The sequence below is a fragment of the Cronobacter malonaticus LMG 23826 genome (genome assembly GCF_001277215.2).
GTDB classification, from domain to species: Bacteria; Pseudomonadota; Gammaproteobacteria; order Enterobacterales; family Enterobacteriaceae; genus Cronobacter; species Cronobacter malonaticus.
The window spans coordinates 2,003,129-2,024,832 of sequence record NZ_CP013940.1 but is presented as its reverse complement, the minus strand read 5'-3'; the positions used below and the strand labels follow the sequence as shown (position 1 = coordinate 2,024,832).

Here is a 21,704-nt window from a genome sequence, read left to right as displayed (position 1 = left end):
GACAACACGCTTACCTTTCACAGAGGAATTAGCTGAGAAGGCGCGTATGGACCCTGAATCGGGTGAAATTATTCCGGATACCCGCGACGTCGAGCCGCAGCCTGAATCGATCGAAGGCATGCCATCCCCCGACGCGCTGACGCCGGCAGACCGCTATTTAGAGCTGTTTGAGCATGTTCAGGCCTCCCGTATTTTTGCGGACAGTAAGACGTTCCCGGACTGCGCGCCGAAAGTGTCGCCGCTGACTATTCTGATGAACTATCGTCAGGCCAAACGCCTGCCGAACTTCGACCTGCGCCGTTTTGTCGAAGAACACTTTTACTTTCCGGTGATCAACACCAATCCGTATGTCTCGGACCCGAACCGGACGCTGACCGAGCACATCGACAATTTATGGCCGATACTGACGCGCCAGCCGCATGAGCATCTGGAAAACTCCTCGCTGCTGCCGCTGCCGCAGGCGTATATCGTGCCAGGCGGGCGCTTTACGGAGACCTATTACTGGGACTCCTATTTCACCATGCTTGGCCTTGCCGAAAGCGGCCGTCACGATATGCTGCGCTGCATGGCGGATAACTTCGCCTGGATGATTGAAAACTACGGGCATATCCCGAACGGCAACCGCACGTATTATCTGAGCCGCTCGCAGCCGCCGGTGTTTGCGCTGATGGTCGAGCTGTTCGAAGAAGATGGCGTGCGCGGCGCGCGGCGCTATCTGGATCATCTGCTGATGGAATACGCTTTCTGGATGGACGGTGCCGACACGCTGGAGCCAGGCCAGGCCTTTCGCCATGTGGTGAAAATGGCCGACGGGACGGTGCTTAACCGTTACTGGGACGACCGCGATACGCCGCGTGACGAATCCTGGCGCGAGGATGTGGAAACCGCGAAGCTCTCCGGTCGTCCGGCGAGCGAGGTCTATCGCGATCTGCGCGCGGGCGCGGCCTCCGGCTGGGACTACTCCTCCCGCTGGCTGCGCGATCCTGACCGTCTGGCGAGCATCCGTACCACGCACTTTTTGCCGGTGGATCTCAACGCGTTTCTCTACAAGCTGGAAACCGCTATCGCCAACATTGCGCAGTTAAAAGGTATTCCGGCCACCGCGACGGTGTTCCGCAAAAAGGCGATCGATCGCCGCGAGGCGATTAACCGCTACCTGTGGGATAACGATATGGGCGCATTTCGCGATTACGACTGGCGTCGCGGCCAGCTCGCGTCGTTCTCCGCCGCCTGCGTGGTGCCGCTGTATGTCGGGCTTGCGAGCTACGCACAAGCGGATCGCATCGCGACGAATCTGCGTGAACGTCTGCTCTGCCCTGGCGGTATCCTGACCACCGAAGTGGAAACGGAACAGCAGTGGGATAAACCGAACGGCTGGGCACCGCTTCAGTGGATGGCTATTCAGGGCCTGAAAAACTATGGCGACGACGCGCTGGCAGACATCATTGCCAATAACTGGTTGCGTACGGTGAAACGATTCTACAATGAGAACCATAAGCTCATTGAGAAGTACCATATCGCCGACTATTCGCCGCGTCCTGGTGGTGGGGGTGAATACCCGTTGCAGGACGGCTTCGGCTGGACCAACGGCGTCACGCGCCGTCTGATTGCGCTGTATGGCGAGCCGTAACTGGTTTATCGCAAAAACAGAGGGCAGCCCGATGGCTGCCCTTTTTTATGGCGTGAATTGACTCAGAACGAGGCGCTGAGGCCGACGTTATAGCGCGTCTGCTCGCCGCTGCTAAGCCCTGCGGTTTGCGACAGCGCCGCGAACGCCGACACATTGCTGCTCAGCGCGACGCTGGCACCGGCGGTGATATCCATCCAGTTTTTGTCATCCTGCGCCCCGTCGCGGCTGAAGGTGAGCGACGTTGATTTCAACCCGCCCTGACCGCGCCAGACCGAATCGCCAAACTGATGCTTATAATCGACCTGCGCATACGGTTTTACCGGGCCGATATCGGCATCAAGACGCCAGCCGATGCTGCCGATTTGCGAATGGAAATTCTGATCGCGAAAGCGCATCGCGGTGCTGTCGTCGCCCGCTTCACTGTAACCATCCACGTGGCTGTAATCCCACGCGTACTGCACCACCGGTCCGGTCGTGAGCGCGCGGGTCACCGGCAGATCCAGCCCGGCGGTCAGACGCGCCCCCCAGAGTTTGGCATCGGTTTCGCCTGTCTCGACGCGCGTCAGCGGCCCTAACACCACGCGGCGCTGGATATTGCGGTACTCGCCTTTCAGCCAGTGGACATCGGCGTTGACCCAGCCCGGCCCGAAATCAACCGCGGTAAAGAGCGCCGCCTGATAACCGCGCGCGTCATAGCTCAGGTTATCGGTCGGGCGCTGGTCATCGAGCGACCCGGCAATCAGCGCGCCGACCAGCCAGTTTTCCGTCACCCGGTAATCCGCACCGATCGTCAGATTATTCGTGTTGGCGCTGCCGTCGCCGGTCTCGTTTTTCGTGTAGCGCGCATATTCGCCGCTGTAGCCGCCGAACACACCTGCGCTGCCCTGTTCCGCCTGCTCGGTACGGCGTTGCTGATAACGGCTGTCGAGCGTGGCGCGGCTGTTCTGCACCTGCGCCGCCGTCGCTTTATTCAGCAGCGCCACCTGTGCCGGTGCAGCGAGAATCGACTGGATATAATCCGCCATCAGGCGGTGCACCTGCGGACTGGGATGCAGATGATCGGCAAAGAGCCACGCCTGGTTTGCATTAAACCCGGCGCTCGACGACGTACAGTCTGCCGCGGAAAGCCCCGGCGGGCACGCCATGCCAGCGGTATTGGTAATGCCGAACTGCGCCGGATTCGCGAGGATTTCGTTGAAAATGGCGTTGATATCGGCACGCACGATATTGCCGCCGCCGTTTGCGACCAGCGCCTGCTCTTCGGTCGCGTTATAGAGCTGACTTAACGCCGAAACCTGCCCGGCGGCTGTTTCATACGCGGAATAAAGCGCATCGCCAAGCGCCTGTTGCAACGCCGGAATCGGGCTGACTTCGCCCGCCGCCGCGTAGAAAGCGTTGCGAATCGCCTCCTGGCGCGCGGCAAGCGTCGGGGTTTGCGCATTGCCAAGGGACGTGAACGCGGCCTGTAGCGCGGCGCTGTTACCGGCCGTTCCCAGTTGTATAACGGTTTCTATTAACGTTGGCGTCGCGGAGACATCCGGCACCGTCGGCACAATCACCGTCCCTGAGCCCGCGTTTAAAAGCGTGCGCACCTGCGAGGCCGCCGCCGTGGCGCTGCCGGTAACAATGGATTGCGCCTGTAGCGGTTGCAGCACCGCGGCACCCAGATCGTTGCCGCCCACATAGTGGATATACAGCCCGTCGCGGTCTGCCCGGCCATTCGTCTGGCTCAGATAACGCTGTACCTGATCCTGAGTGTTGTCAGAACCCAGCGCGGGCACCGCTATGCCGCCGCCTGCGGCGTAGTTATTACCGCCTTTATCAGAGGGCGCAAGCGTCAGGCCATATTTTTGCGCGAGGATTTCGTCATACAGCGGATAGCGGTTGCTGTCGAACGTGTAACGGCCATTGTTGCCGGTATCGCTCAGGCTGTCGCCAAAGACATAGAGGTTATCCCAGGCGGCCGCGGGCGCGGCAACGCCACAAGCTAAGCCCAGCGCCAGCCCTACCCGCAGGGAAAGGCCAGAGAGTGAAAAAGACATACGCGCTCCTGCGTTTCAGAGGTAAAAATCGAAAGAAAGCCATGCGTTATAGAGTGTAGAGCGTTTCTGCAAGCGCACCCGGTTAACGCCTGGAATTGAGAGTCTGCGCGAGAAATGTGACGGTTTGCCTGATGTTCACTGCCAGAAAGCAGACAATGCTGCCGTTTAAGTGAGTGTTTTTAAGCTTGATTCAAAGTATGTTGTAACTAAAATCAGGTCTTTATGAAAAACCCGGCAGCCGCCGGGTTCGCTTTGAATCGTATACGCCTGTCAGCACAGCGGCGCGACGGCGTGACGCATACCCTGATTAAGGATGGCGTCGAGATCGCGCGTCACCTGCTCCGCGAGCCCCGGCACCGCGGTCAGATCCTGCTCCCAGTGCTCGCCATCGGCCAATACCGCGTCCACCAGCTCACGCACCGTAATGGTGTTATCGCCAAGTTTCGTCCAGAGCTGCTCAAAACGTGCCAGCCAGTGCGCGTCATCCTGAAGCGGATAGCCCTCTCCGTTTCGCTCGCCGCGATAAAACGCAATGAGTGCGGCCAGCGCGAAGGTCAGCCGTGGCGGCAGCACGCCCGTCTGCGCCTGCCCCGCCAGCAGCTGCGGCAGAATACGTGTGCGGAATTTGGTCATGCCGTTAAGGGCGATGGAAAGGAGCTGATGTTTGATATACGGGTTGCGAAAACGGCTCACCACCGCCGCGGCGAAAGATTCCAGCTCTTCGCGCGGGAGAGCCAGCACCGGGATGATTTCCTCATGGATGGCCTTCTCAACGAAAGCAGAAATCTGCGCGTCATCCATCGCCTCGCCCACCGTATCCAGCCCGGCCAGGAAAGCAACCGGCACCAGCGCGGTATGCGCACCGTTCAGAATCGCCACTTTGCGCGCCTTATACGGCTTGATGTCATCGACAATCAGCACATTGAGCGGCAGCTTATCGAGGCGTAACTCTTCTGCGAGCCACTGCGGCCCCTGGATAACGAACAGATAAAAGTGTTCGGCGGTATCCAGAAACGCATCGTGATAGCCAAGGCTCGCTTCAAGCTGCGCCACTTCATCGCGCGGATAGCCCGTGACGATACGATCAACCAGCGTCGAACAAAAAGTATTCGCACTCTCAAGCCAGGCGGTAAAGGCCGCCGGCAGCGCCCACTCATGGGCATAGCGCAGCACCAGTTCGCGCAGCGCCTCGCCGTTATAGTCGATCAGCTCGCACGGAATAATCACCCAGCCTTTAACCTGCGCGCCGTTAAAATGGCTGAATCGTTCAAAGAGCAGGCGCGTGAGTTTCGCCGGGTAGCTCACCGCTGGCGCGTCATCGAATTTATCGCCGGTGTGATAGCTGATACCCGCTTCGGTCGTATTAGAAAACACAAAGCGAATATCCGGATTATGCGCAAGCCTAAGGAATTCGTCGTACTGCGCATAAACACTGATTTCACGATTCACGGAACGAATGAGTCGTGACTCGCTCACCGCCTCGCCCTTCTCATTCAGACCGCGAATAATCGTGGTATACAGCCCGTCCTGCGTGCTGAGCGACGGCGGGAAATCGCTGGCGATGGGACGCACCACGACCACCCCGGCGTTGAGATCGGTATGTTCATTGAGAAGATCAACCTGCCAGTCGATAAAAGCGCGCAGGAAGTTCCCTTCACCGAACTGGATGATGCGCTCCGGCCAGAGCGCGCCGGGAAAATCACGACGATTCAATGTTTTCACAATGGGTTCCTTGATGGATTAACAGCAGACCGCTGACGGATACTGACGTCAACGCTATCAGAACCACCATTAATGAAACCCCGTTTCGATCAAACTGAGCGGTTTTATTAAAAAATTTTATAGCTGCTTAAAAAAAAGCGTGGTGCCACAGGAACTGCCGTCTGGCATCAGGGCGTAATGGGGGATCACGCCGACCCTTTCCCATTGATGGCGTGAATAAAAGCGTTCGGCATCGCTGCCGGTGGACGTATCCAGCACCAGCACCGTTTTACCGGCTTTACGGGCCTCGCTTTCAAGCTGCTGCATCAGCGCCTGAGCTATTCCGGCGCGGCGAGCGCGGCGGTGCACCAGCAGTTTCGCGACATCCGCGCGGTGCGGCTGGTTTTCCGGCTGGCTGACAATAAGCTGTGCGGTGCCGACGGCCTTCCCCTGCTCATCAAACGCCGCGAGCACGACGCGTTCGTCACGGGCCGCGCTTTGGGCCACATCCAGCCAGAAGGCGCGTGCTTTCTCCGCGCTGAACGGCAGCATAAAACTCACCGACGCGCCGCCTTCCACGCAGTCGGTGAGCACATCGCACAGGGAATCAAGATACGTCGGGATTTCCGCCGCGCTGAGACGACGAACGGTATAAGAACGGGACATTGACACTCCGCCATGAGCATTTATCAAAGGAATAGAGGATAAACGCTATCATGGCGGAGAAACGCCGCAGTGGGTCAGAGGAAAATCTTATCCTGCGGCGCGCTTGTGGGTAGTTTTCATCTGATACATCTCGTTATCGGCGGCTTTCAGCAGCCCGGCGAGATCCTGATGTTTATTATCATCAAACTGCACGACGCCCCACGAGAAGCCAAGCCGCCACGGTTTACCGCTGTCACGGTTAAAGGCGTCGGTCTGCTCGACCAGATACTGCAGGGCAATCCAGGCACCCTTTTCGTCGGTATCGTTAAAGAGCACGACGAACTCATCGCCGCCGAGTCGCCCCAGCAGATCGCTGTCGCGAAACGCGTTTTTCATCACCATTGCCATGGCGTTTAACGCCTCGTCCCCGGCGGCATGCCCCCAGGTGTCATTAATCTCTTTGAAATCGTCAAGATCGATAAATCCGAGCGACATCGGCTCGCTGCGACGCTTGTGGGTGGAAAAGGCGTAGCCGGCAAGCGAGGTAAAGCCGCGTCGGTTCAAAAGCCCGGTCAGTTCGTCGCTGGTCGCCACGCTCAGCACCATAAACTCATCTTCAACGATCGCCGCCAGATCCCGTAAAACCTGCGCGTCGGTATCGCTGAACTGACGCGGTTCCGTATCGATAATGCACAGTGAGCCTGCGGTTGCGCCATCGGGCAGCCGCACCGGGCAACCGGCATAGAAACGAATATGCGGCGGGCCGTTGACCAGCGGATTATCGCGAAAGCGTTCGTCGCTTAACGCATCGGAGATAACCAGCGGCGTATTGCTTAAAATCGTATGTCCGCAGAACGACACGCGGCGCGGAATCGGTACAGGCTCGGCGCCATCGCAGGAGGCGAACAGGAGCAGCTCCTGATCGACGAGGCTTATCAACGCCACCGGCGCGTTAAAAAGGCGCTTCGCAAGCCGGGTAAGACGGTCAAAACGCTCTGTCGGCGCCGCATCAAGCAGGCCAGAATCATGCAGGGACTGAAGACGCGCCTGCTCATTAACCGGGATATCGGGTGTTTTCATTGCGCAACCTGTAAGCACTGTTTAATTGAAGCATAGCGTATCCGGCATCAGGCAAAGAGACCGCCGCCGTCAAAGCGCGTAAATACGATTTTTACCTTCGCGCATGGCGCTGTAAAGCGCGTCGTCCGCTGCTTTCAGCCACTGCGCCGCACCGCGCATCTCCGTCGTGGCGCGGGCGATACCAATACTGAGCGTGCAGCGCAGCGCGCTGTCCGGGAAAACGTCCATCTTCGCGGTCTGCGCCATAATACGATCGGCCACCGCGCAGGCGCGCCCGAACGACGTGTCAGGCAGCAATACCACAAACTCGTCGCCGCCAAAGCGCGCTACTGTGTCACCCGCGTGCGTCGCCCCGCGCAAAATTTCAGAGAACGTAACCAGCAGCCTGTCTCCCGCCTCGTGGCCGTAGCGATCGTTCGCGGCTTTAAAATCATCAATGTCGATAAACATTAACGCCGCGGGCTGTGCGCTTTGATGAAAGCGCTGCAGCGCCGCCTCAATATCATGCTCCAGCCTGCGCCGGTTCGCGATATTGAGCAGCGGATCGGTATTGGCGTAACGCTCAAGCTCGCGGGTTTTCTCCCGCAGGCGCGTTGAAAGCGCATGGCTTACCATACTGAGCACCAGCACATAGACGGAGATGAGCGGCAACGTGGCGTAGAGGGTGCGGGAAGAGACCGAAAGCGTGACAGGTAATCCAAGCGCAAGCCAGGTCGCGCCGAACACCAGCACCATCATGCCCGCGGCCTGCCGCATCAGCGCAAAACCGCCCGCGGCGAGCCGGTCGGCGAGCAAAATGGTGGCGATGACGACGGAGGTTAGCGGCGAGAGTGCCGTCTGCGCTATCCAGAAGCCGCCCGCCGCCGCGTCCGCCAGCAGGTTTTGCAGTTCGGCGCGGGCTGGATGAAGGCTGCGACGCGCGCGGTATTGCGCGGCAAAAGGCCAGACAAAAGCGTTTGCCGCCAGCAACACCTGCGCCCACCACGGGCGGTGAAGTTCAAGTAATAAGACCAACAGCGGGATAAAGCAGAGGATAGTACCCAGCTGGCGCATAAAGAACATGCGCCTGACGAACCTGAGCGCGGAGGAATGCTGATGACGGTTTAGCTGCTCAGATGCGCTCTTCATACCAGTATCCGGTGACGAAACCCAGCCATCTTAGTAACCCCGGATCCTGGCGGCAAGTACTTTAAAGCGTAGACAGAAACAATCGCTCACATTCTGAAAAAAAACGACAGTTCAGTGAGTTATTCACGTGACGTTGTCACGAAAAGATTAACGTAACGTTACGAGAGCTGCTGCGCCAGGCGAAGCGTTGGCTGATGTTCATCGTGTACCGATGTCCGGTTGCGCCCCTGCCGCTTGGACTGATACAGCAGGCTGTCCGCTTCGCGCATCAGCCGGGTGAATGTATCACTCACCCGCTCCTGCGGCGCGGCGTCATAGCCAAGCCCGATACTGACGCTGAAAGCGATGGCCTTCCCTTCACACATCACCGGTTCACCGGCTACCTGCTGGCGAATCGATTCGGCCAGGCGACACGCGCTATCAAGTGTGACGTTCGGGCAGACGACCACAAACTCTTCGCCCCCCATACGCGCCACGCGCCCGGCGTCGCCCGTAAGCGTACGAAGCTTCTCGCCGAAAACCGCCAGTACCGTATCGCCGCACTCGTGGCCGTGGTTATCGTTAATGCTCTTGAAATGATCGAGATCCATCAGCATTACGCACAGCGGCCGCCCGGCGAGCGCCGGATTGTTATCGTCGCGCGCCAGCGCCTCGAAAAGCCCGGAGCGTGAATACACGCCGGTCAGGTGGTCGTAATTGGCGCGCCGGGAGATCTGCGCCAGCAGCGAGTTAATGGCGCTGACGCTCACCGCCACAATCGCCGGGCAGATGGCGATTGTCGCGACACCAAGGCGCGTGGAAAACATCTGGCTGCCAACAGAGAGCTTCGCGGAGCTGATTTCAATGATCCCGGCGCTTACCAGAATAATTTGCAGCACGCCGGTGCAGAGCGTTAAGAAACAGGTCACGTTCAGCGGGTAGCGCACCGCACACCAGATCAGCGCCGCGACGGGAAATGCCAGACAGCCCGCGCCGCCAATCACCACCGAGGCCGCAAGCGAGGCCACCAGCGCCAGAAACGGCCACAACGCCTCCGGCTTCACGCGTGAAGGCCAGGACGGGCGCGTGAGCGTTAGGATCCACGGCATCAGAAGGACGCCCGTCGAAAACTGCTCGCTGAACCAGTCGCACAGGAGCGGCAGAAAACCCTGCGCGTTGATGCCGAGGCTGCCCGTCGCGCCGAAAAAAGCGCACAGCAGCGCCGCTATCAGACAGTAATTAAAGAGCCGCAGCGCATTAACCGGGCGTGCGAGCGCGGGCCCGCGACGTTTATCGCGCACCAGCAGCAGCGCCACGGTCACGATAAACACCATATTGGAAAAGTTAATCAGCAGCGAGGCCGCGCCCCACGTGGTGGTCATCGCGTCATAAGCGAGCATCGCCACATAACAGATAGCGTAGTAACCAGGGCGATTGAGAAACGGATAGCGCGCAAATACCGCCGCCATGACCGCATTCAGCGGCCAGAACAGCGACAACGGTTCCACCAGACGCATCATGGCGCCCAGGAAATAAAACAGGGTGGTCAGAAGAAAAAGAAGGGTTGCGTTGAGCAACGTTTTTTCTTCACGAAAACCAGTCAGCTTCGCCTGGTTAAACATAGTGTATCGCTTACGGCTGCGGGCGGCGGCAGGGAGACGGCGCCGGGATAACGGAATGGCAATAAGCTTAACACGTTTTAAACACAAATCTGCCGGTGTTTACACGTGTCAGCGTAAAATCGCGCTGCCGTTTAGCGGTTCATCTCCTGCACCAGCCACCGGTGGATGACAGTGACGACATAGGCCTGCTGTGCGGCACTGAGCGCTACGCCCGCCGGAATGTTATGCCACTTCGCCAGACACCCGCGACAACAGGTGGCGGTGGCGTGCTGAGCGATAAACACCGGGTGCCCGCGCATCGGCGTCTGCTTGCCGTCATTGGCGGGCTCAGCGGGTGCCAGCCGCCTGGCGATAAAGTCCGCGGCGTGCTGGTCAATCACCTCCGGGCCTTTATCCATGCAATACTGCCGCTCTTTCGCGCCGAGATGAAAACGGCGTCGAAAGGCGGAACGGTTCAGGCGCGCGAACAGCGCATCCATAACGCCTCCTCAGAAAATGGAACGGCCAATTTCACGGGCGAGAATTTCCAGCGCCGCGATACCGGCGAGCGAGTTACCGGCGTGATCGAGCACCGGGCTCCAGACCGCGATAGACATCTCATGCGGCACTACGGCGATTATACCGCCGCCGACGCCCGATTTCCCCGGCATCCCCACGCGCCAGGCGAATTCGCCGGAGCTTTCATACATGCCGCTTGTCGCCATCAGTGCGTTAACCTGACGCGCCTGCACCGGGCTGATTACCGGTGTATCCAGATGCGGCGCCCTTCCCTGATTCGCCAGAAACAGAAAGGCGCGCGCCAGCTCCGCGCAGCTCATCTTCAGCGCGCAGTAATGGAAATAGTTCTGCAACACGGTGATGACGTCGTTATGGAAATTGCCGAAGGATTTCATCAGATACGCGATGGCGGCGTTGCGGGCCGAGTGTTCAAACTCAGAGCGCGCCACGGCGGTGTCATAGATGATATCCGGCGCGCCGCAGAGATTACGCACCACTTCCAGCATCCGCTGTTTCGGGGCGCTCAGGCGGCTTTGCAGCATATCGCAGACCACCAGCGCGCCCGCGTTGATAAACGGGTTACGCGGTTTGCCCTGCTCCAGCTCCAGCTGCACCAGCGAGTTGAACGGCTGGCCGGAGGGATCTTTCCCGACGCGCTGCCAGATCTCGTCGTCGTCGTAGCGCCCCATTGCCAGCACCAGGCTCAGCACTTTTGAAATGGACTGAATGGAGAAGCGCTCATCGGCGTCGCCTGCGGCAAAACATTCGCCGCCGACCGTACAGACGGCGATGCCAAGCCGGTCGGCGGGTACATCCGCCAGCGCCGGAATATAGTCCGCCACCTTGCCCTGTGCGGCGAGCGGGCGCACCTGTTCGAGAATTGAAGCCAGTAAATCGTTATTAAGCGTGTGGATCACCAGAGACTCCCGGCGCGAAGGAAGATCGTTCGGGCCGGGAGTATAGCAACCTCAGGCAGGAAGACGAAAGCGCGAGACGGCATCCGTGAGCCTGCGCGACTCATCGCGCAGACGCAGCGACGCCTGCGTGGTGTGCTGCACCAGCGTTCCGGTTTCACCCGCCACCTGGTTGAGCGCGCCGATGCGCTGTGTTACCTGGTGAATGCTGTCGCCCTGGTTGACCGTCGCCACGGCGATTTCGCCAAGTAACCCCGTCAGATGGCTGACCAGTGCCATCACCCGCCCGAGATTCTCTTCAAGCTTCGACACCGCCTCTGAGCCTTTCTCGATGCCCTGCAACGAGTGATGGATAAGCTCCTGGATGGTCTGCGTCGAATGGCTGCTCTTACGCGCCAGCAGCCCGACCTCTTTCGCCACCACGGCGAAACCGCGGCCGTGATTCCCGGCGTGCGCGGCTTCAATGGCGGCATTAAGCGCGAGAATATTGGTCTGGAACGCGACGCTGTCGATCATCGCCACGATCCCGCGCATCTCAGAGGAGCGCGAGACGATGTCCTGCATCGAGTGGTTCACCGTCTGCATCATTTCGTCCCCACCGGCGGCCACACCACGGGCTTCATCGGCGCGGGCATTCGCCACGCGGGCGTATTCGCTGTTCTCTTCCACATGCGCTTCCAGCGTTTCGATATGCGCGGTGACTTTACGCAACTCTTCCGCCTGCAGTGCCGAGTGGCTGAAAAGCTGCTCATTGCCCGCCGCCAGTTCGCCGATATTGGCGACAATCGCGGACGTCGCCTCGCGCACATCGTTGACCAGTTGCTGTAGCCCGCCCTGCATCTGGCCGATGCTCTGGCTCAGTTCGGCCACTTCCCGGTTAACCAGCTTGCCTGCCGGCAGCGGCGCGCACAGATCGCCTGCCGCCAGCTGGTTGATATGATCGATAAGCCGTCTCAGCGGGCGGATAACCCACACCGCCATACTGCGCCACACCAGCAGCGCGATGGCGAGCAGCACGCCGAGCGCCACGATAAACATCCGCTGCGCCTGCTCAAGCCCGCCCAGCAGTTCCCGGCTGTCGCGGTCCGCACGCTGCGCATTCGCGCTCTGATAGCGGGCGAAATTGTCGTTGAAGTCCGCCTGGAACGCCTGCACCGGCACCGCGAAAAATGCGTCAATGCTGTTGGTGCTGACCAGGCCGTCCGCCTGCTCTTTCAGCGCGCCGTAGAAGTTCTGGTAACTCGCCTTGAGCGGATCGTCTTTCGCCGGGTTGAGTTTGCCGTAGCGCTCAAACGCCGCATAGGAACGTTTCAGCGCTGCCTGCGCCTCATCCATCAGGCTGTTCCAGCTCCCCACCGAGCCGGTTTCTTTATCCTGCATAAAGTAAATGCCTGCGCGGTTCAGCAAATCGCTTGCCATCAGGAGCGTGACGCGGGCGTCATCCATCGCCGCCTGCTGCTGGCGCTGCGCCTCGCGGTGCTGGACCTGCTGCTGCGTGTCGCCAAGCAGTGATGAGAGCATGAGTGTCGAGAGAATTTGCAGTGCGGAGAAAAGCGTAATAACACACAGAATGCCGGCCATCAGCCCGAAGCGAGTGCGCGGCACGACGCGCCGGATGGCGCGGGAAATTTTAGTTAGGTTCATGTTTTTCTTCGTTAAACAGCGAAAACCTCCGCGAGTCTACAAAGCAAAAATGACAGAACCATGTCACGCATATGACAAAGGGCCGCATTAGCGGCCCTTACTCCCAGAGCGGGTAAGTGAAGCGCACCCGCCGATAAAACCAAACAACTGTGCGCGGCCCGGCGGGATAACGCTTTTATTCACCGCACCGTTTAACGGCGGTTTTTCCACACGGTCTGGATATTGCAGAACTCATGCAGGCCAAAGTGCGACAGCTCGCGGCCAAACCCGCTCTTTTTCACGCCGCCGAACGCCACGCGGGCGTCGCTCGCGCAGTAGCCGTTAATAAAGACGCCGCCGCACTCCAGACGCGCCGCGAAATCCTCCGCGCGGGCGTCATCGGCGGTCCAGATGGTCGCGCACAGGCCAAATTCGCTCTCGTTCGCCAGCTCCAGCGCCTGTTCGGCGTCGCGCGCCACGCTAATGGCTGCCACCGGCCCGAACAGCTCCTGACGAAACGCCGTCATCTCGCGCGTCACGTTGCCCAGCACCGTCGGCGCGTAGAAATTCGCCGCACCGGCTACCTTCTCGCCGCCGAGCAGCAGCGTCGCGCCTTCGCTGAGCGTCGCCGTCACCTGCGCATGCAACTCGTCACGCAGATCAAAACGCGCCATCGGGCCTAAGAACGTGGTTTCGTCGGTCGGCGCGCCCATTTTAAGCTGCTGCGCGGCGGCCACGAATTTTTCGGTAAAGGCATCGGCGATGCTGGCTTCGACGATAAAACGCTTGGAGGCGGCGCACACCTGCCCGGTGTTCTGGTAACGCCCCGCCACCGCCGCTTTTACGGCCTCGTCGAGATCGGCGTCCGCCAGCACGATAAACGGATCGGAACCGCCCAGCTCCAGCACGCATTTTTTCAGCGCCGCGCCCGCCTGCGCGCCGATAGCGGCCCCCGCACGCACGCTGCCGGTCACGGTAACGGCGGCGATACGCGGATCGTTAATTGCCTGGCTCACACCGTCGTTGGTAGCGTTAATCACTTCGAACACGCCGGCCGGCACGCCCGCGTCTTCAAAAATCTCATTAATCAGCAGCGCGCAGCCCATCACGTTCGGCGCATGCTTAAGCAGATAAGTGTTGCCCGCCAGCAGGATCGGCACCGCGCCGCGCATGACCTGCCACAGGGGGAAGTTCCACGGCATCACGGCGAGGATCGGCCCGAGCGGGCGGTATTCAATCACCGCCTGCTGGTTTTCCACCAGCGTCGGCGCTGTCGCGAGCATCGCCGGGCCGTGTTCGGCATACCAGTCGCAGAGCGCGGCGGATTTCGCCACTTCGCCGCGTGCCTGAAGGATCGGTTTGCCCATCTCGGCGGTGATCATCTGCGCCAGCTCTTCGCTGCGTGCGCGCAGCGCGTTGCCGATATGACGCAGCGTCTGCGCGCGCTCATCAATGCGGCTGGCGCGCCAGCGACGAAAGCCTTCGCTTACGCGGGTAATAGCCAGTTCAACCTGTTCGGTGCTCGCCAGCGGGTACGCCGCCAGGGTTTCGCCAGTGGCCGGGTTTACGGAAATCGCGTGGGTGGCAGGGGAAATGCTCATCAATGGCCTCTCTCTTATGTGTTGTTATCCGTGACGCTTTTTTACACAAAACACGTCAAAACTTCTGGCATAGCCTGGCCTGCTCTGGTATTTCTGAAAAGTGAATAATATTGACGATTCCATTCACCCAGAGAGAATGCAATGGATTTAACCCAGCTTGAGATGTTTAACGCCGTGGCCGAAACCGGCAGCATCACGGCCGCCGCCCAGCGCGTTCACCGGGTGCCGTCTAACCTGACCACACGTATCCGCCAGCTTGAAGAAGATCTGGGCGTGGATCTGTTTATCCGCGAGAACCAGCGCCTGAAGCTCGCCCCCGCCGGGCACAGCTTTCTTGACTACAGTAAACGCATTCTGGCGCTGGTGCAGGAGGCGCGCGAGGTCGTCTCCGGCGACGAGCCGCAGGGGATCTTCTCGCTCGGATCGCTTGAGAGCACCGCGGCGGTGCGGATTCCCGCTGTACTGGCCGCCTTTAACCAGCGCTATCCTAAAATTCAGTTCGATCTGGCGACCGGCCCTTCCGGCACCATGATTGACGGCGTGCTGGCGGGCGAACTGAGCGCGGCGTTTGTCGACGGCCCGGTTCTGCATCCGAATCTCGAAGGTATGCCGGTCTATCAGGAAGAGATGATGCTGGTGGCGCATGCGAATCACCCGCCGGTTACGCGCGCGCAGGAGATTAACGGCGCGAGCATTTACGCCTTTCGCGCGAACTGCTCCTACCGGCGGCATTTTGAGAGCTGGTTTAAAGAAGATCAGGCGATGCCGGGCAAAATCCACGAAATGGAGTCTTACCACGGCATGCTGGCGTGCGTGGTAGCGGGTGCCGGTGTGGCGATGATCCCGCGCAGTATGCTGGAGAGTATGCCAGGCAGCCATCAGGTGCAGGCGTGGCCGCTGGCCGATAAATGGCGCTATATCAATACCTGGCTTATCTGGCGGCGCGGGGCGAAAACCCGCCAGCTCGACGCCTTTACAGAACTGCTGCCGTGTCTGACACCCGCTTTCGCATAAAGAGGCTCAGCGGATCGGGCTGGTACGGCGCAAACGCCGTGGTGTGCGTATAGCCGCAGCGCTCGTAGAGTTTCACCGCCGCGTGCTGGTGAATGCCGGTTTCCAGTTGCAGCGTGTGGCAGCCGCGTGCGTGTGCGGCGGCTTCCAGCGCCGCCATCAGTTTCTCACCGAGCCGCTGCCCGCGGTGGCGCGCATCGATATACACCCGCTTGATTTCACCAGTGCCGTCAGCATTCAGCATCACCGCGCCGCAGCCCACCGCCTCGCCGTGATGGCGGATCACCATAAAAATCATCTCCTCTTCCGGGATGTCGGCGAGATCCACCAGATGGTTACTCTCTGCCGGGTACAGCGTGCTCTGGTACGCGTCCAGGGCGGCAATCAGCGCCCGGCTGTCTGCGCTGCCTGGCGCTTCGGCGGTTATCGGGTACATAGCGGCTCCTTGTTTGTTTTTATTAGCTTTACCGGTTGCGCGCGCCGCCGACAACCCGCCGGTCAGATGATTGTCTTATGATGCGCGTTTTAATACGCAAAGGGGATTTCCCGGCAGCGGGTTGTACAGGTACTCTGTGCGGCGAAATGGGTTAACAAGGAATGACGCCATGAATAACAGAGCACGAAAAGTGATGATTATCGGTGCGGGCAACGTGGGCACCGCCGCCGCCTGGGCCTTACTGAACCAGAATATCGGCGAGGAGCTGATTCTGGTGGATCTCGACGCCGCGCGCGTTGAGGGGCACTGCCAGGATTTGCGCGACGCCGCCGCCTATATGCCAGGGATGATTAAAATCTCCACCCGCCAGGCACAGGAGTGCGCGGATGTCGATATCGCGGTCATCACCGTTTCCGGCGGCGCGCTGAAGCCCGGCCAGACGCGTCTTGACGAGCTGACCAACACCGCGCGCATCGTCGGCCAGATTGTGCCGCAGATGATGGCGGGCGGCTTTAACGGGATTTTCCTCGTGGCGACCAACCCCTGCGATATCATCACCTGGCAGGTGTGGAAGCTCTCCGGCCTGCCGCGCAACCAGGTGATTGGCACCGGCGTCTGGCTCGACACCACCCGCCTGCGCCGCTCGCTCGCCGAAGCCCTGGAAATCGGCCCGCAAAGCATCGACGCCTTTATTCTGGGCGAACATGGCGACACCCAGTTCCCGGTCTGGTCGCATTCTTCCGTGTATGGCTCGCCGGTCGCGCAGGTGTATGAGCGTAAAACGGGTACGCCGCTCGATACCGCAGCGCTCGCCGAGCGCGTGCGCAGGCTGGGCTTTGAGATTTACGCCCGCAAAGGCTGTACGGAATATGGCATTGCGGGCACTATTGCGGAGATCTGCCGCAATATCTTTACCGGCAGCCACCGGGCGCTGGCGGTGTCGTGCATTCTTGACGGCGAATATGGCGTGGACAACGTGGCGATCGGCGTCCCGGCGGTACTGGCCCAGAACGGCGTGCAGCAGATTATCGAACTGCAGCTGGAAGGCGAGGAGCGGGCGAAGTTTCAGCATTCGGTGGCGGTTATCAAAGAGAATATCGCCCGCCTGCCCTGAAAATGAAAACGGCGCCCGCTGCGGGCGCCGAACATTAGCGCAGCAATACCTGGCCGATAAGATAGGTCACCGCCTGGCCGCCAATCAGCACGCGATCGCCCTGCCATTCACAGCGTAAATCCCCGCCCCGCGCCGAGACCTGACGCGCCAGCATCGACGTTTTGCCAAGCTTTTCGCCCCAGAACGGGATCAGCATACTGTGCGCCGAGCCGGTCACCGGATCTTCCGGCACGCCTTCTCCCGGGCAGAAAAAGCGGCTGACGAAATCGTACGGGCCGCCGGGCGTGCCGGGAGCCGTCACGCAGACCTGTTTGCCGAGCGGTATCAGCGCGTCAATATCCGGGGTCAGCGCCTCTACCTGCGCCTGGATTGGCAGCTCCACCAGATAGTCGCGATAAGCCGCCACCGACACCGCGCCGTCAATCCCCAGCGCGCTCAACAGCAGCGCGGGCGCCTCCACCGGCTGCGCCTGCCACGCCGGAAAGTTCAGCGTCAGCCAGTCACCGCGGCGCGTGACGGTCACCTCGCCGACAAAGCGCGTCGAGAAGCGGATTTCACTGTGCGGGTAATCGAGATGCTCGAAAATCACGTGCGCGGCGGCAATCGTGGCGTGGCCGCAGAGGTTGATTTCATAGCGCGTGGTGAACCAGCGCAGCTCGAAGCCGTCGTCGGTGCGCACAAAAAACGCGGTTTCTGACTGGTTATGCTGCTGCGCCATCAGGAGCAGCGTTTCATCCGGCAGCCATTCGCTTAACGGACAGACCGCCGCCGCATTGCCGCTGAAGGTTTTATCGGCGAACGCGTCCACCATATAGAAATCAATTGATTGCATTGTTACCCCCGCCCTGTTTTTTGTCGTTGCTGTTTTTACACACTATCACGCGGTCTGCAATCCGTGACGACAATTACGTTTCTGCCGCTTCGTTTGTTACACGCCGGGTATAAAAGTGAGATTTACGTCACAAAATGGTTGTATCCCGACGGGCGAAAGTTTTAAGATCGCTTGCTTCTTATTCACTTCTGACCAGCGCGAATCTTTCTTATGACGATGAATACAGTCTCTCGCAAAACCGCGTGGCTGCGGGTGGTTACGCTTGCGGTCGCGGCATTTATCTTTAATACCACCGAGTTTGTGCCGGTGGGCCTGCTCTCCGATATCGCCGCGAGCTTCCATATGGAATCCGCGCAGGCGGGCATTATGCTCACCATCTACGCCTGGGTGGTGGCGCTGATGTCGCTGCCGTTTATGCTGCTGACAAGCCAGGTGGAGCGCCGCAAGTTGCTGATTGCGCTGTTTGTGGTCTTCGTCGCGAGCCATATGCTGTCGTTTATGGCCTGGAGCTTCGAGGTGCTGGTGATTAGCCGCATCGGCATCGCCTTCGCCCATGCGATTTTCTGGTCGATTACCGCGTCGCTGGCAATTCGCCTGGCCCCGCCGGGCAAACGCGCCCAGGCGCTGAGCCTGATTGCGACCGGCACCGCGCTGGCGTCGGTACTCGGCCTGCCTATCGGGCGCATCGTCGGGCAATATTTCGGCTGGCGCACCACCTTTTTTGCCATCGGCATCGGCGCGCTGATTACGCTCGCCTGCCTGGTGAAACTGCTGCCGAAAATCCCGAGCGAGCACTCCGGCTCTCTCGCGAGCCTGCCGGCGCTGTTCCGCCGCCCGGCGTTGCTGTGCATCTACGTGCTGACCGCGGTTGTGGTGACCGCGCACTTCACCGCCTACAGCTATATTGAGCCGTTCGTGCAGAACGTCGCGGGCCTGAGCGAAAACTTCGCCACCTTCCTGCTGCTGGTGCTCGGCACCGCGGGGATTATCGGTAGCGTGATTTTCGGCAAGCTCGGCAACCTGCACGCGTCCGGGCTTATCAGCAGCGCCATCGGCGTACTGGTTATCTGCCTGCTGCTGTTGCTGCCTGCTTCACACAGCGCCGTTAACCTGACCATCCTTGGTGCGTTCTGGGGCATCGCGATTATGCTGATTGGCCTCGGGATGCAGGTGAAAGTGCTGGCGCTGGCCCCGGATGCCACCGATGTGGCGATGTCGCTCTTCTCCGGCATCTTTAATATCGGTATCGGCGCGGGCGCGCTGGTGGGCAATCAGGTGAGCCTGCAACTTTCGATGTCGTCCATCGGGTATATGGGCGCTATCCCGGCGCTGGCCGCGTTTGTCTGGGCGATTGTGATTTTCCGCCGCTGGCCGGTTCAGCTTCCTGAGGAACAACCGCACCACGGTTAACCTCAACGCCGCCGCTTCAGGCGGCGTTTTTTTATCTTTTTTCTCTGTTTTCCCCGCTTCGCGTTACGCCATCGTGCCCTTAAAAGGCGGCGGCTATCGCACTGATAGCCTTTGTCTTTCCTTTGATTCTGAAGGGTTTTTAACGTTTTTTAGCAGATCGTGTGATCGAAAAAATCATTCGGTTGACTTATGTTTGCCTGGGCAATAATATCTCGCGTGACTAATCTACTTGCCTGGGCAACTATGTTGGAAAATAACAGCGATCTGTTTAACGAGATTATTCCTTTAGGACGACTGATTCACCTGGTGAATCAGAAAAAGGATCGCCTGCTCAATGAGTACCTCGCGCCGCTCGATATCACGGCAGCGCAGTTTAAGGTGCTCTGTTCCATTCGCTGTCCTGGCCGCATCACGCCGGGGGAGCTGAAAAAAGTGCTCTCAGTAGATTTAGGCGCTCTGACGCGCATGCTGGATCGTCTGGTATGCAAGGGCTGGGTGGCGCGGCTGCCTAACCCGAACGATAAACGGGGCGTACTGGTTGAGCTCACGGAAGAAGGCGCGGCGCTGTGCGAGCAGTGCCACCAGCTGGTAGGACAAAACCTGCATCAAGAATTAACAAAAAACCTGACGGCAGACGAAGTGGCGACCCTCGAATACCTGCTTAAAAGGGTGCTGCCGTAACAGCAAAGAGGTAAGACGATGTCCAGACGCAACAATGATGCCATTACTATTCATAGCATTTTGGACTGGATTGAAGATAACCTGGAATCCCCCCTTTCCCTTGAGAAAGTGTCGGCGCGTTCGGGTTACTCGAAATGGCACCTGCAACGTATGTTCAAAAAAGAGACCGGTCACTCGCTGGGCCAGTATATCCGCAACCGGAAGCTGACTGAGATTGCCCTCAAACTTAAAGAGAGTGATGAACCGATTCTTTATCTGGCCGAGCGCTATGGGTTTGAATCCCAGCAGACGCTGACCCGCACGTTTAAGAACTATTTCTCCGTGCCGCCGCATAAGTATCGCGTGACGCGGATGCCGGGCGAAGGTAAATACCTCCACCCGCTGAATCACTGAGTAGTCAAAGAACGCCGACGGCGGCATCCCGCCGTTACACTTCTCCTGTGGGAGATAACCGAGGATATTATGAAATCCGTCACGTGCGCCGCGGCGCTGTTGCTGGCGCTGACCTCCGGCTATGCGCTGGCAGGCAGCCCCAAAACCGACGCGTGCGCCACAGACACCAGCACAATGATGGTGCCGATTGAGCATCACGAATCGCTGGATCTCAGCCATCGCAGCGCAGGCAGCGATAAATCAGACGAGCTGGGCGTGCCGTACTACAACCAGTCGCGTTAAGAAAAACCGGGCTCAGGCCCGGTTTTTTATGCGCTGCGCACCGCCCGCCGTACCCGCCAGCCAAAAACGTTGATGTAAAGCCCCGCCATCACCAGCAGCGCGCCGATAATCTGCAACACCGAGAGCCGCTCATCCAGCAGCAGCGCGGCGCTGGCAAGCCCCACCACCGGCACCAGAAGCGACAGCGGCGCCACGCGCCAGGTCTCATAACGCCCGAGCAGCGTCCCCCAGATCCCATAACCGAGAATGGTCGCGATAAACGCCAGATAGACCAGCGACAGCACCGTCACGCTGTCGATATTTACCAGGCTCTGCACCACCGCTTGAGCGCCATCGAACACCAGGCTCGCCGCAAAAAACGGCAGCACCGGGATCAGCGCGCTCCACACCACCAGCGACATCACCGCGGGCGGCGTCGGAAGCTGCATGATTTTTTTGTTAAAAATATTGCCGCACGCCCAGCTCAGCGCCGCGGCGAGCGTCAGCATAAAACCGGTCAGCGCCACATGCTGGCCGTTAAGGCTGCCCTCAATCAGTACCAGCATCCCGCCGACGGCGAGCGCGATGCCGGTGAGCTGTTTGGCCTGCAAACGTTCGCGAAAGGCAAACACGCCGAGCACGATAGTGAAAAACGCCTGTGCCTGGAGCACCAGCGAGGCGAGCCCCGCGGGCATGCCGAACTTAATGGCACTAAAGAGAAACGCGAACTGCCCGAAGCTTATAGTCAGCCCGTAGCCAAGCAGCAGCCGAAACGGCACTTTCGGGCGGGCGACAAACAGCAGCGCGGGAAAGGCGACCAGCAAAAACCGCAGCCCCGCCAGCAGCAGCGGCGGCATGGCGTGTAAACCGACTTTGATTACGACGAAATTCAACCCCCAGGCCAGCACTACCAGCAGCGCCAGCAGCCCGTCTTTACGCGTCATCCCCTGCCCCTGTTATTTATTAAAATTATGTTAATACTTCACCATACCGGAATCTTCCGGTGAGAGACAGATCACTAATTTATGGGGGGAATGTAAAGCACTTCTGAACACCCCACAGGGTGTACAGTGCCCGGATGGCATGTTATTGCTTTAAAAGAG

Annotated in this window: 20 protein-coding genes; 7 read left to right on the top strand and 13 right to left on the bottom strand. The window is 59.5% G+C overall.

The window, feature by feature from the left end; genetic code table 11:
- Positions 1–46 precede the first annotated feature (46 nt).
- Entirely contained in the window at positions 47–1,630 is a 1,584-nt protein-coding gene (locus AFK66_RS09635; protein ID WP_023898761.1) for an alpha,alpha-trehalase, read from the top strand.
- Between the two features lie 62 nt (positions 1,631–1,692).
- Here AFK66_RS09635 and AFK66_RS09630 read toward each other — a convergent pair whose 3' ends face one another.
- From AFK66_RS09630 to sad, 10 genes are all read right to left on the bottom strand, one after another.
- Positions 1,693–3,672: an autotransporter domain-containing esterase gene (locus AFK66_RS09630; protein WP_007775161.1), complete on the bottom strand. Its 1,980-nt coding sequence runs from the start codon at positions 3,670–3,672 to the stop codon at positions 1,693–1,695.
- A gap of 270 nt (positions 3,673–3,942) precedes the next feature.
- Entirely contained in the window at positions 3,943–5,394 is a 1,452-nt protein-coding gene (locus AFK66_RS09625) for a tagaturonate reductase (protein WP_007775164.1), read from the bottom strand.
- Positions 5,395–5,511: 117 nt separating this feature from the next.
- On the bottom strand, positions 5,512–6,039 hold the full coding sequence (locus AFK66_RS09620; protein WP_007775167.1) for a GNAT family N-acetyltransferase: 528 nt from the start codon (positions 6,037–6,039) through the stop codon (positions 5,512–5,514).
- Positions 6,040–6,126: 87 nt separating this feature from the next.
- Positions 6,127–7,098, bottom strand: a complete 972-nt coding sequence (locus tag AFK66_RS09615; protein WP_007775169.1) for a sensor domain-containing diguanylate cyclase — start codon at positions 7,096–7,098, stop codon at positions 6,127–6,129.
- 69 nt (positions 7,099–7,167) lie between these two features.
- Complete coding sequence (locus AFK66_RS09610; RefSeq protein ID WP_023898756.1) at positions 7,168–8,160, bottom strand: sensor domain-containing diguanylate cyclase; 993 nt, start codon at positions 8,158–8,160, stop codon at positions 7,168–7,170.
- Between the two features lie 224 nt (positions 8,161–8,384).
- On the bottom strand, positions 8,385–9,827 hold the full coding sequence (locus tag AFK66_RS09605) for a GGDEF domain-containing protein (protein WP_023898755.1): 1,443 nt from the start codon (positions 9,825–9,827) through the stop codon (positions 8,385–8,387).
- Between the two features lie 131 nt (positions 9,828–9,958).
- Positions 9,959–10,306, bottom strand: coding sequence for a DUF4186 domain-containing protein (locus AFK66_RS09600; protein WP_007775174.1), 348 nt, complete (start codon positions 10,304–10,306; stop codon positions 9,959–9,961).
- Between the two features lie 9 nt (positions 10,307–10,315).
- A complete protein-coding gene (gene glsB, locus AFK66_RS09595; RefSeq protein ID WP_007775175.1) occupies positions 10,316–11,242 on the bottom strand; it encodes a glutaminase B in 927 nt (308 codons plus the stop codon).
- A 51-nt stretch (positions 11,243–11,293) separates the two neighbouring features.
- Complete coding sequence (locus AFK66_RS09590; RefSeq protein ID WP_007775176.1) at positions 11,294–12,883, bottom strand: methyl-accepting chemotaxis protein; 1,590 nt, start codon at positions 12,881–12,883, stop codon at positions 11,294–11,296.
- Positions 12,884–13,074: 191 nt separating this feature from the next.
- Entirely contained in the window at positions 13,075–14,463 is a 1,389-nt protein-coding gene (gene sad / locus AFK66_RS09585) for a succinate-semialdehyde dehydrogenase (RefSeq protein ID WP_023898753.1), read from the bottom strand.
- A 141-nt stretch (positions 14,464–14,604) separates the two neighbouring features.
- Here sad and ptrR point away from each other — a divergent pair, with 141 nt between their 5' ends.
- Positions 14,605–15,477 carry a putrescine utilization regulator PtrR gene (gene ptrR / locus AFK66_RS09580; protein WP_007775180.1) on the top strand — a complete coding sequence of 291 codons (873 nt, stop codon included), beginning with the start codon at positions 14,605–14,607 and terminating at the stop codon, positions 15,475–15,477.
- Here ptrR and AFK66_RS09575 read toward each other — a convergent pair.
- On the bottom strand, positions 15,437–15,910 hold the full coding sequence (locus tag AFK66_RS09575) for a GNAT family N-acetyltransferase (protein ID WP_007775182.1): 474 nt from the start codon (positions 15,908–15,910) through the stop codon (positions 15,437–15,439). The two genes, ptrR and AFK66_RS09575, sit on opposite strands and share 41 nt — an antisense overlap.
- Positions 15,911–16,079: 169 nt before the next feature.
- Between AFK66_RS09575 and AFK66_RS09570 the strand changes: the two genes are divergently transcribed.
- Positions 16,080–17,024, top strand: a complete 945-nt coding sequence (locus AFK66_RS09570) for an L-lactate dehydrogenase (protein ID WP_032983224.1) — start codon at positions 16,080–16,082, stop codon at positions 17,022–17,024.
- A gap of 34 nt (positions 17,025–17,058) precedes the next feature.
- Here AFK66_RS09570 and AFK66_RS09565 read toward each other — a convergent pair whose 3' ends face one another.
- Positions 17,059–17,856, bottom strand: coding sequence for a PhzF family phenazine biosynthesis protein (locus tag AFK66_RS09565; protein ID WP_007775188.1), 798 nt, complete (start codon positions 17,854–17,856; stop codon positions 17,059–17,061).
- Between the two features lie 210 nt (positions 17,857–18,066).
- On the opposite strand from AFK66_RS09565, the gene AFK66_RS09560 reads away from it, so the two are divergent.
- From AFK66_RS09560 to marB, 4 genes are all read left to right on the top strand, one after another.
- The gene (locus AFK66_RS09560) at positions 18,067–19,266 is read left to right on the top strand and encodes a sugar transporter (RefSeq protein WP_007775191.1); all 1,200 of its coding nucleotides are present in this window, start codon (positions 18,067–18,069) and stop codon (positions 19,264–19,266) included.
- Positions 19,267–19,512: 246 nt separating this feature from the next.
- Positions 19,513–19,947: a multiple antibiotic resistance transcriptional regulator MarR gene (gene marR / locus AFK66_RS22375; protein ID WP_007697341.1), complete on the top strand. Its 435-nt coding sequence runs from the start codon at positions 19,513–19,515 to the stop codon at positions 19,945–19,947.
- An 18-nt stretch (positions 19,948–19,965) separates the two neighbouring features.
- Positions 19,966–20,340, top strand: coding sequence for an MDR efflux pump AcrAB transcriptional activator MarA (marA, locus tag AFK66_RS22370; protein ID WP_004384918.1), 375 nt, complete (start codon positions 19,966–19,968; stop codon positions 20,338–20,340).
- A gap of 69 nt (positions 20,341–20,409) precedes the next feature.
- Complete coding sequence (gene marB / locus AFK66_RS09545; RefSeq protein WP_023898748.1) at positions 20,410–20,622, top strand: multiple antibiotic resistance protein MarB; 213 nt, start codon at positions 20,410–20,412, stop codon at positions 20,620–20,622.
- A 26-nt stretch (positions 20,623–20,648) separates the two neighbouring features.
- Here the strand turns inward: marB and eamA are convergent, their stop codons facing one another.
- Positions 20,649–21,545, bottom strand: a complete 897-nt coding sequence (gene eamA, locus AFK66_RS09540) for an O-acetylserine/cysteine exporter (RefSeq protein ID WP_007775200.1) — start codon at positions 21,543–21,545, stop codon at positions 20,649–20,651.
- Positions 21,546–21,704: the final 159 nt, after the last annotated feature.

Excerpts from the sequence above, each read along its gene's own strand:
- AFK66_RS09635 (WP_023898761.1), top strand. The coding sequence starts at position 47 with ATGGACCCTGAATCGGGTGAAATTATTCCGGATACCCGCGACGTCGAG.
- AFK66_RS09630 (WP_007775161.1), bottom strand. The coding sequence starts at position 3,672 with ATGTCTTTTTCACTCTCTGGCCTTTCCCTGCGGGTAGGGCTGGCGCTG.
- AFK66_RS09620 (WP_007775167.1), bottom strand. The coding sequence starts at position 6,039 with ATGTCCCGTTCTTATACCGTTCGTCGTCTCAGCGCGGCGGAAATCCCG.
- AFK66_RS09615 (WP_007775169.1), bottom strand. The coding sequence starts at position 7,098 with ATGAAAACACCCGATATCCCGGTTAATGAGCAGGCGCGTCTTCAGTCC.
- AFK66_RS09610 (WP_023898756.1), bottom strand. The coding sequence starts at position 8,160 with ATGTTCTTTATGCGCCAGCTGGGTACTATCCTCTGCTTTATCCCGCTG.
- AFK66_RS09605 (WP_023898755.1), bottom strand. The coding sequence starts at position 9,827 with ATGTTTAACCAGGCGAAGCTGACTGGTTTTCGTGAAGAAAAAACGTTG.
- AFK66_RS09600 (WP_007775174.1), bottom strand. The coding sequence starts at position 10,306 with ATGGATGCGCTGTTCGCGCGCCTGAACCGTTCCGCCTTTCGACGCCGT.
- AFK66_RS09590 (WP_007775176.1), bottom strand. The coding sequence starts at position 12,883 with ATGAACCTAACTAAAATTTCCCGCGCCATCCGGCGCGTCGTGCCGCGC.
- sad (WP_023898753.1), bottom strand. The coding sequence starts at position 14,463 with ATGAGCATTTCCCCTGCCACCCACGCGATTTCCGTAAACCCGGCCACT.
- ptrR (WP_007775180.1), top strand. The coding sequence starts at position 14,605 with ATGGATTTAACCCAGCTTGAGATGTTTAACGCCGTGGCCGAAACCGGC.
- AFK66_RS09575 (WP_007775182.1), bottom strand. The coding sequence starts at position 15,910 with ATGTACCCGATAACCGCCGAAGCGCCAGGCAGCGCAGACAGCCGGGCG.
- AFK66_RS09570 (WP_032983224.1), top strand. The coding sequence starts at position 16,080 with ATGAATAACAGAGCACGAAAAGTGATGATTATCGGTGCGGGCAACGTG.
- AFK66_RS09565 (WP_007775188.1), bottom strand. The coding sequence starts at position 17,856 with ATGCAATCAATTGATTTCTATATGGTGGACGCGTTCGCCGATAAAACC.
- AFK66_RS09560 (WP_007775191.1), top strand. The coding sequence starts at position 18,067 with ATGACGATGAATACAGTCTCTCGCAAAACCGCGTGGCTGCGGGTGGTT.
- marA (WP_004384918.1), top strand. The coding sequence starts at position 19,966 with ATGTCCAGACGCAACAATGATGCCATTACTATTCATAGCATTTTGGAC.
- marB (WP_023898748.1), top strand. The coding sequence starts at position 20,410 with ATGAAATCCGTCACGTGCGCCGCGGCGCTGTTGCTGGCGCTGACCTCC.
- eamA (WP_007775200.1), bottom strand. The coding sequence starts at position 21,545 with ATGACGCGTAAAGACGGGCTGCTGGCGCTGCTGGTAGTGCTGGCCTGG.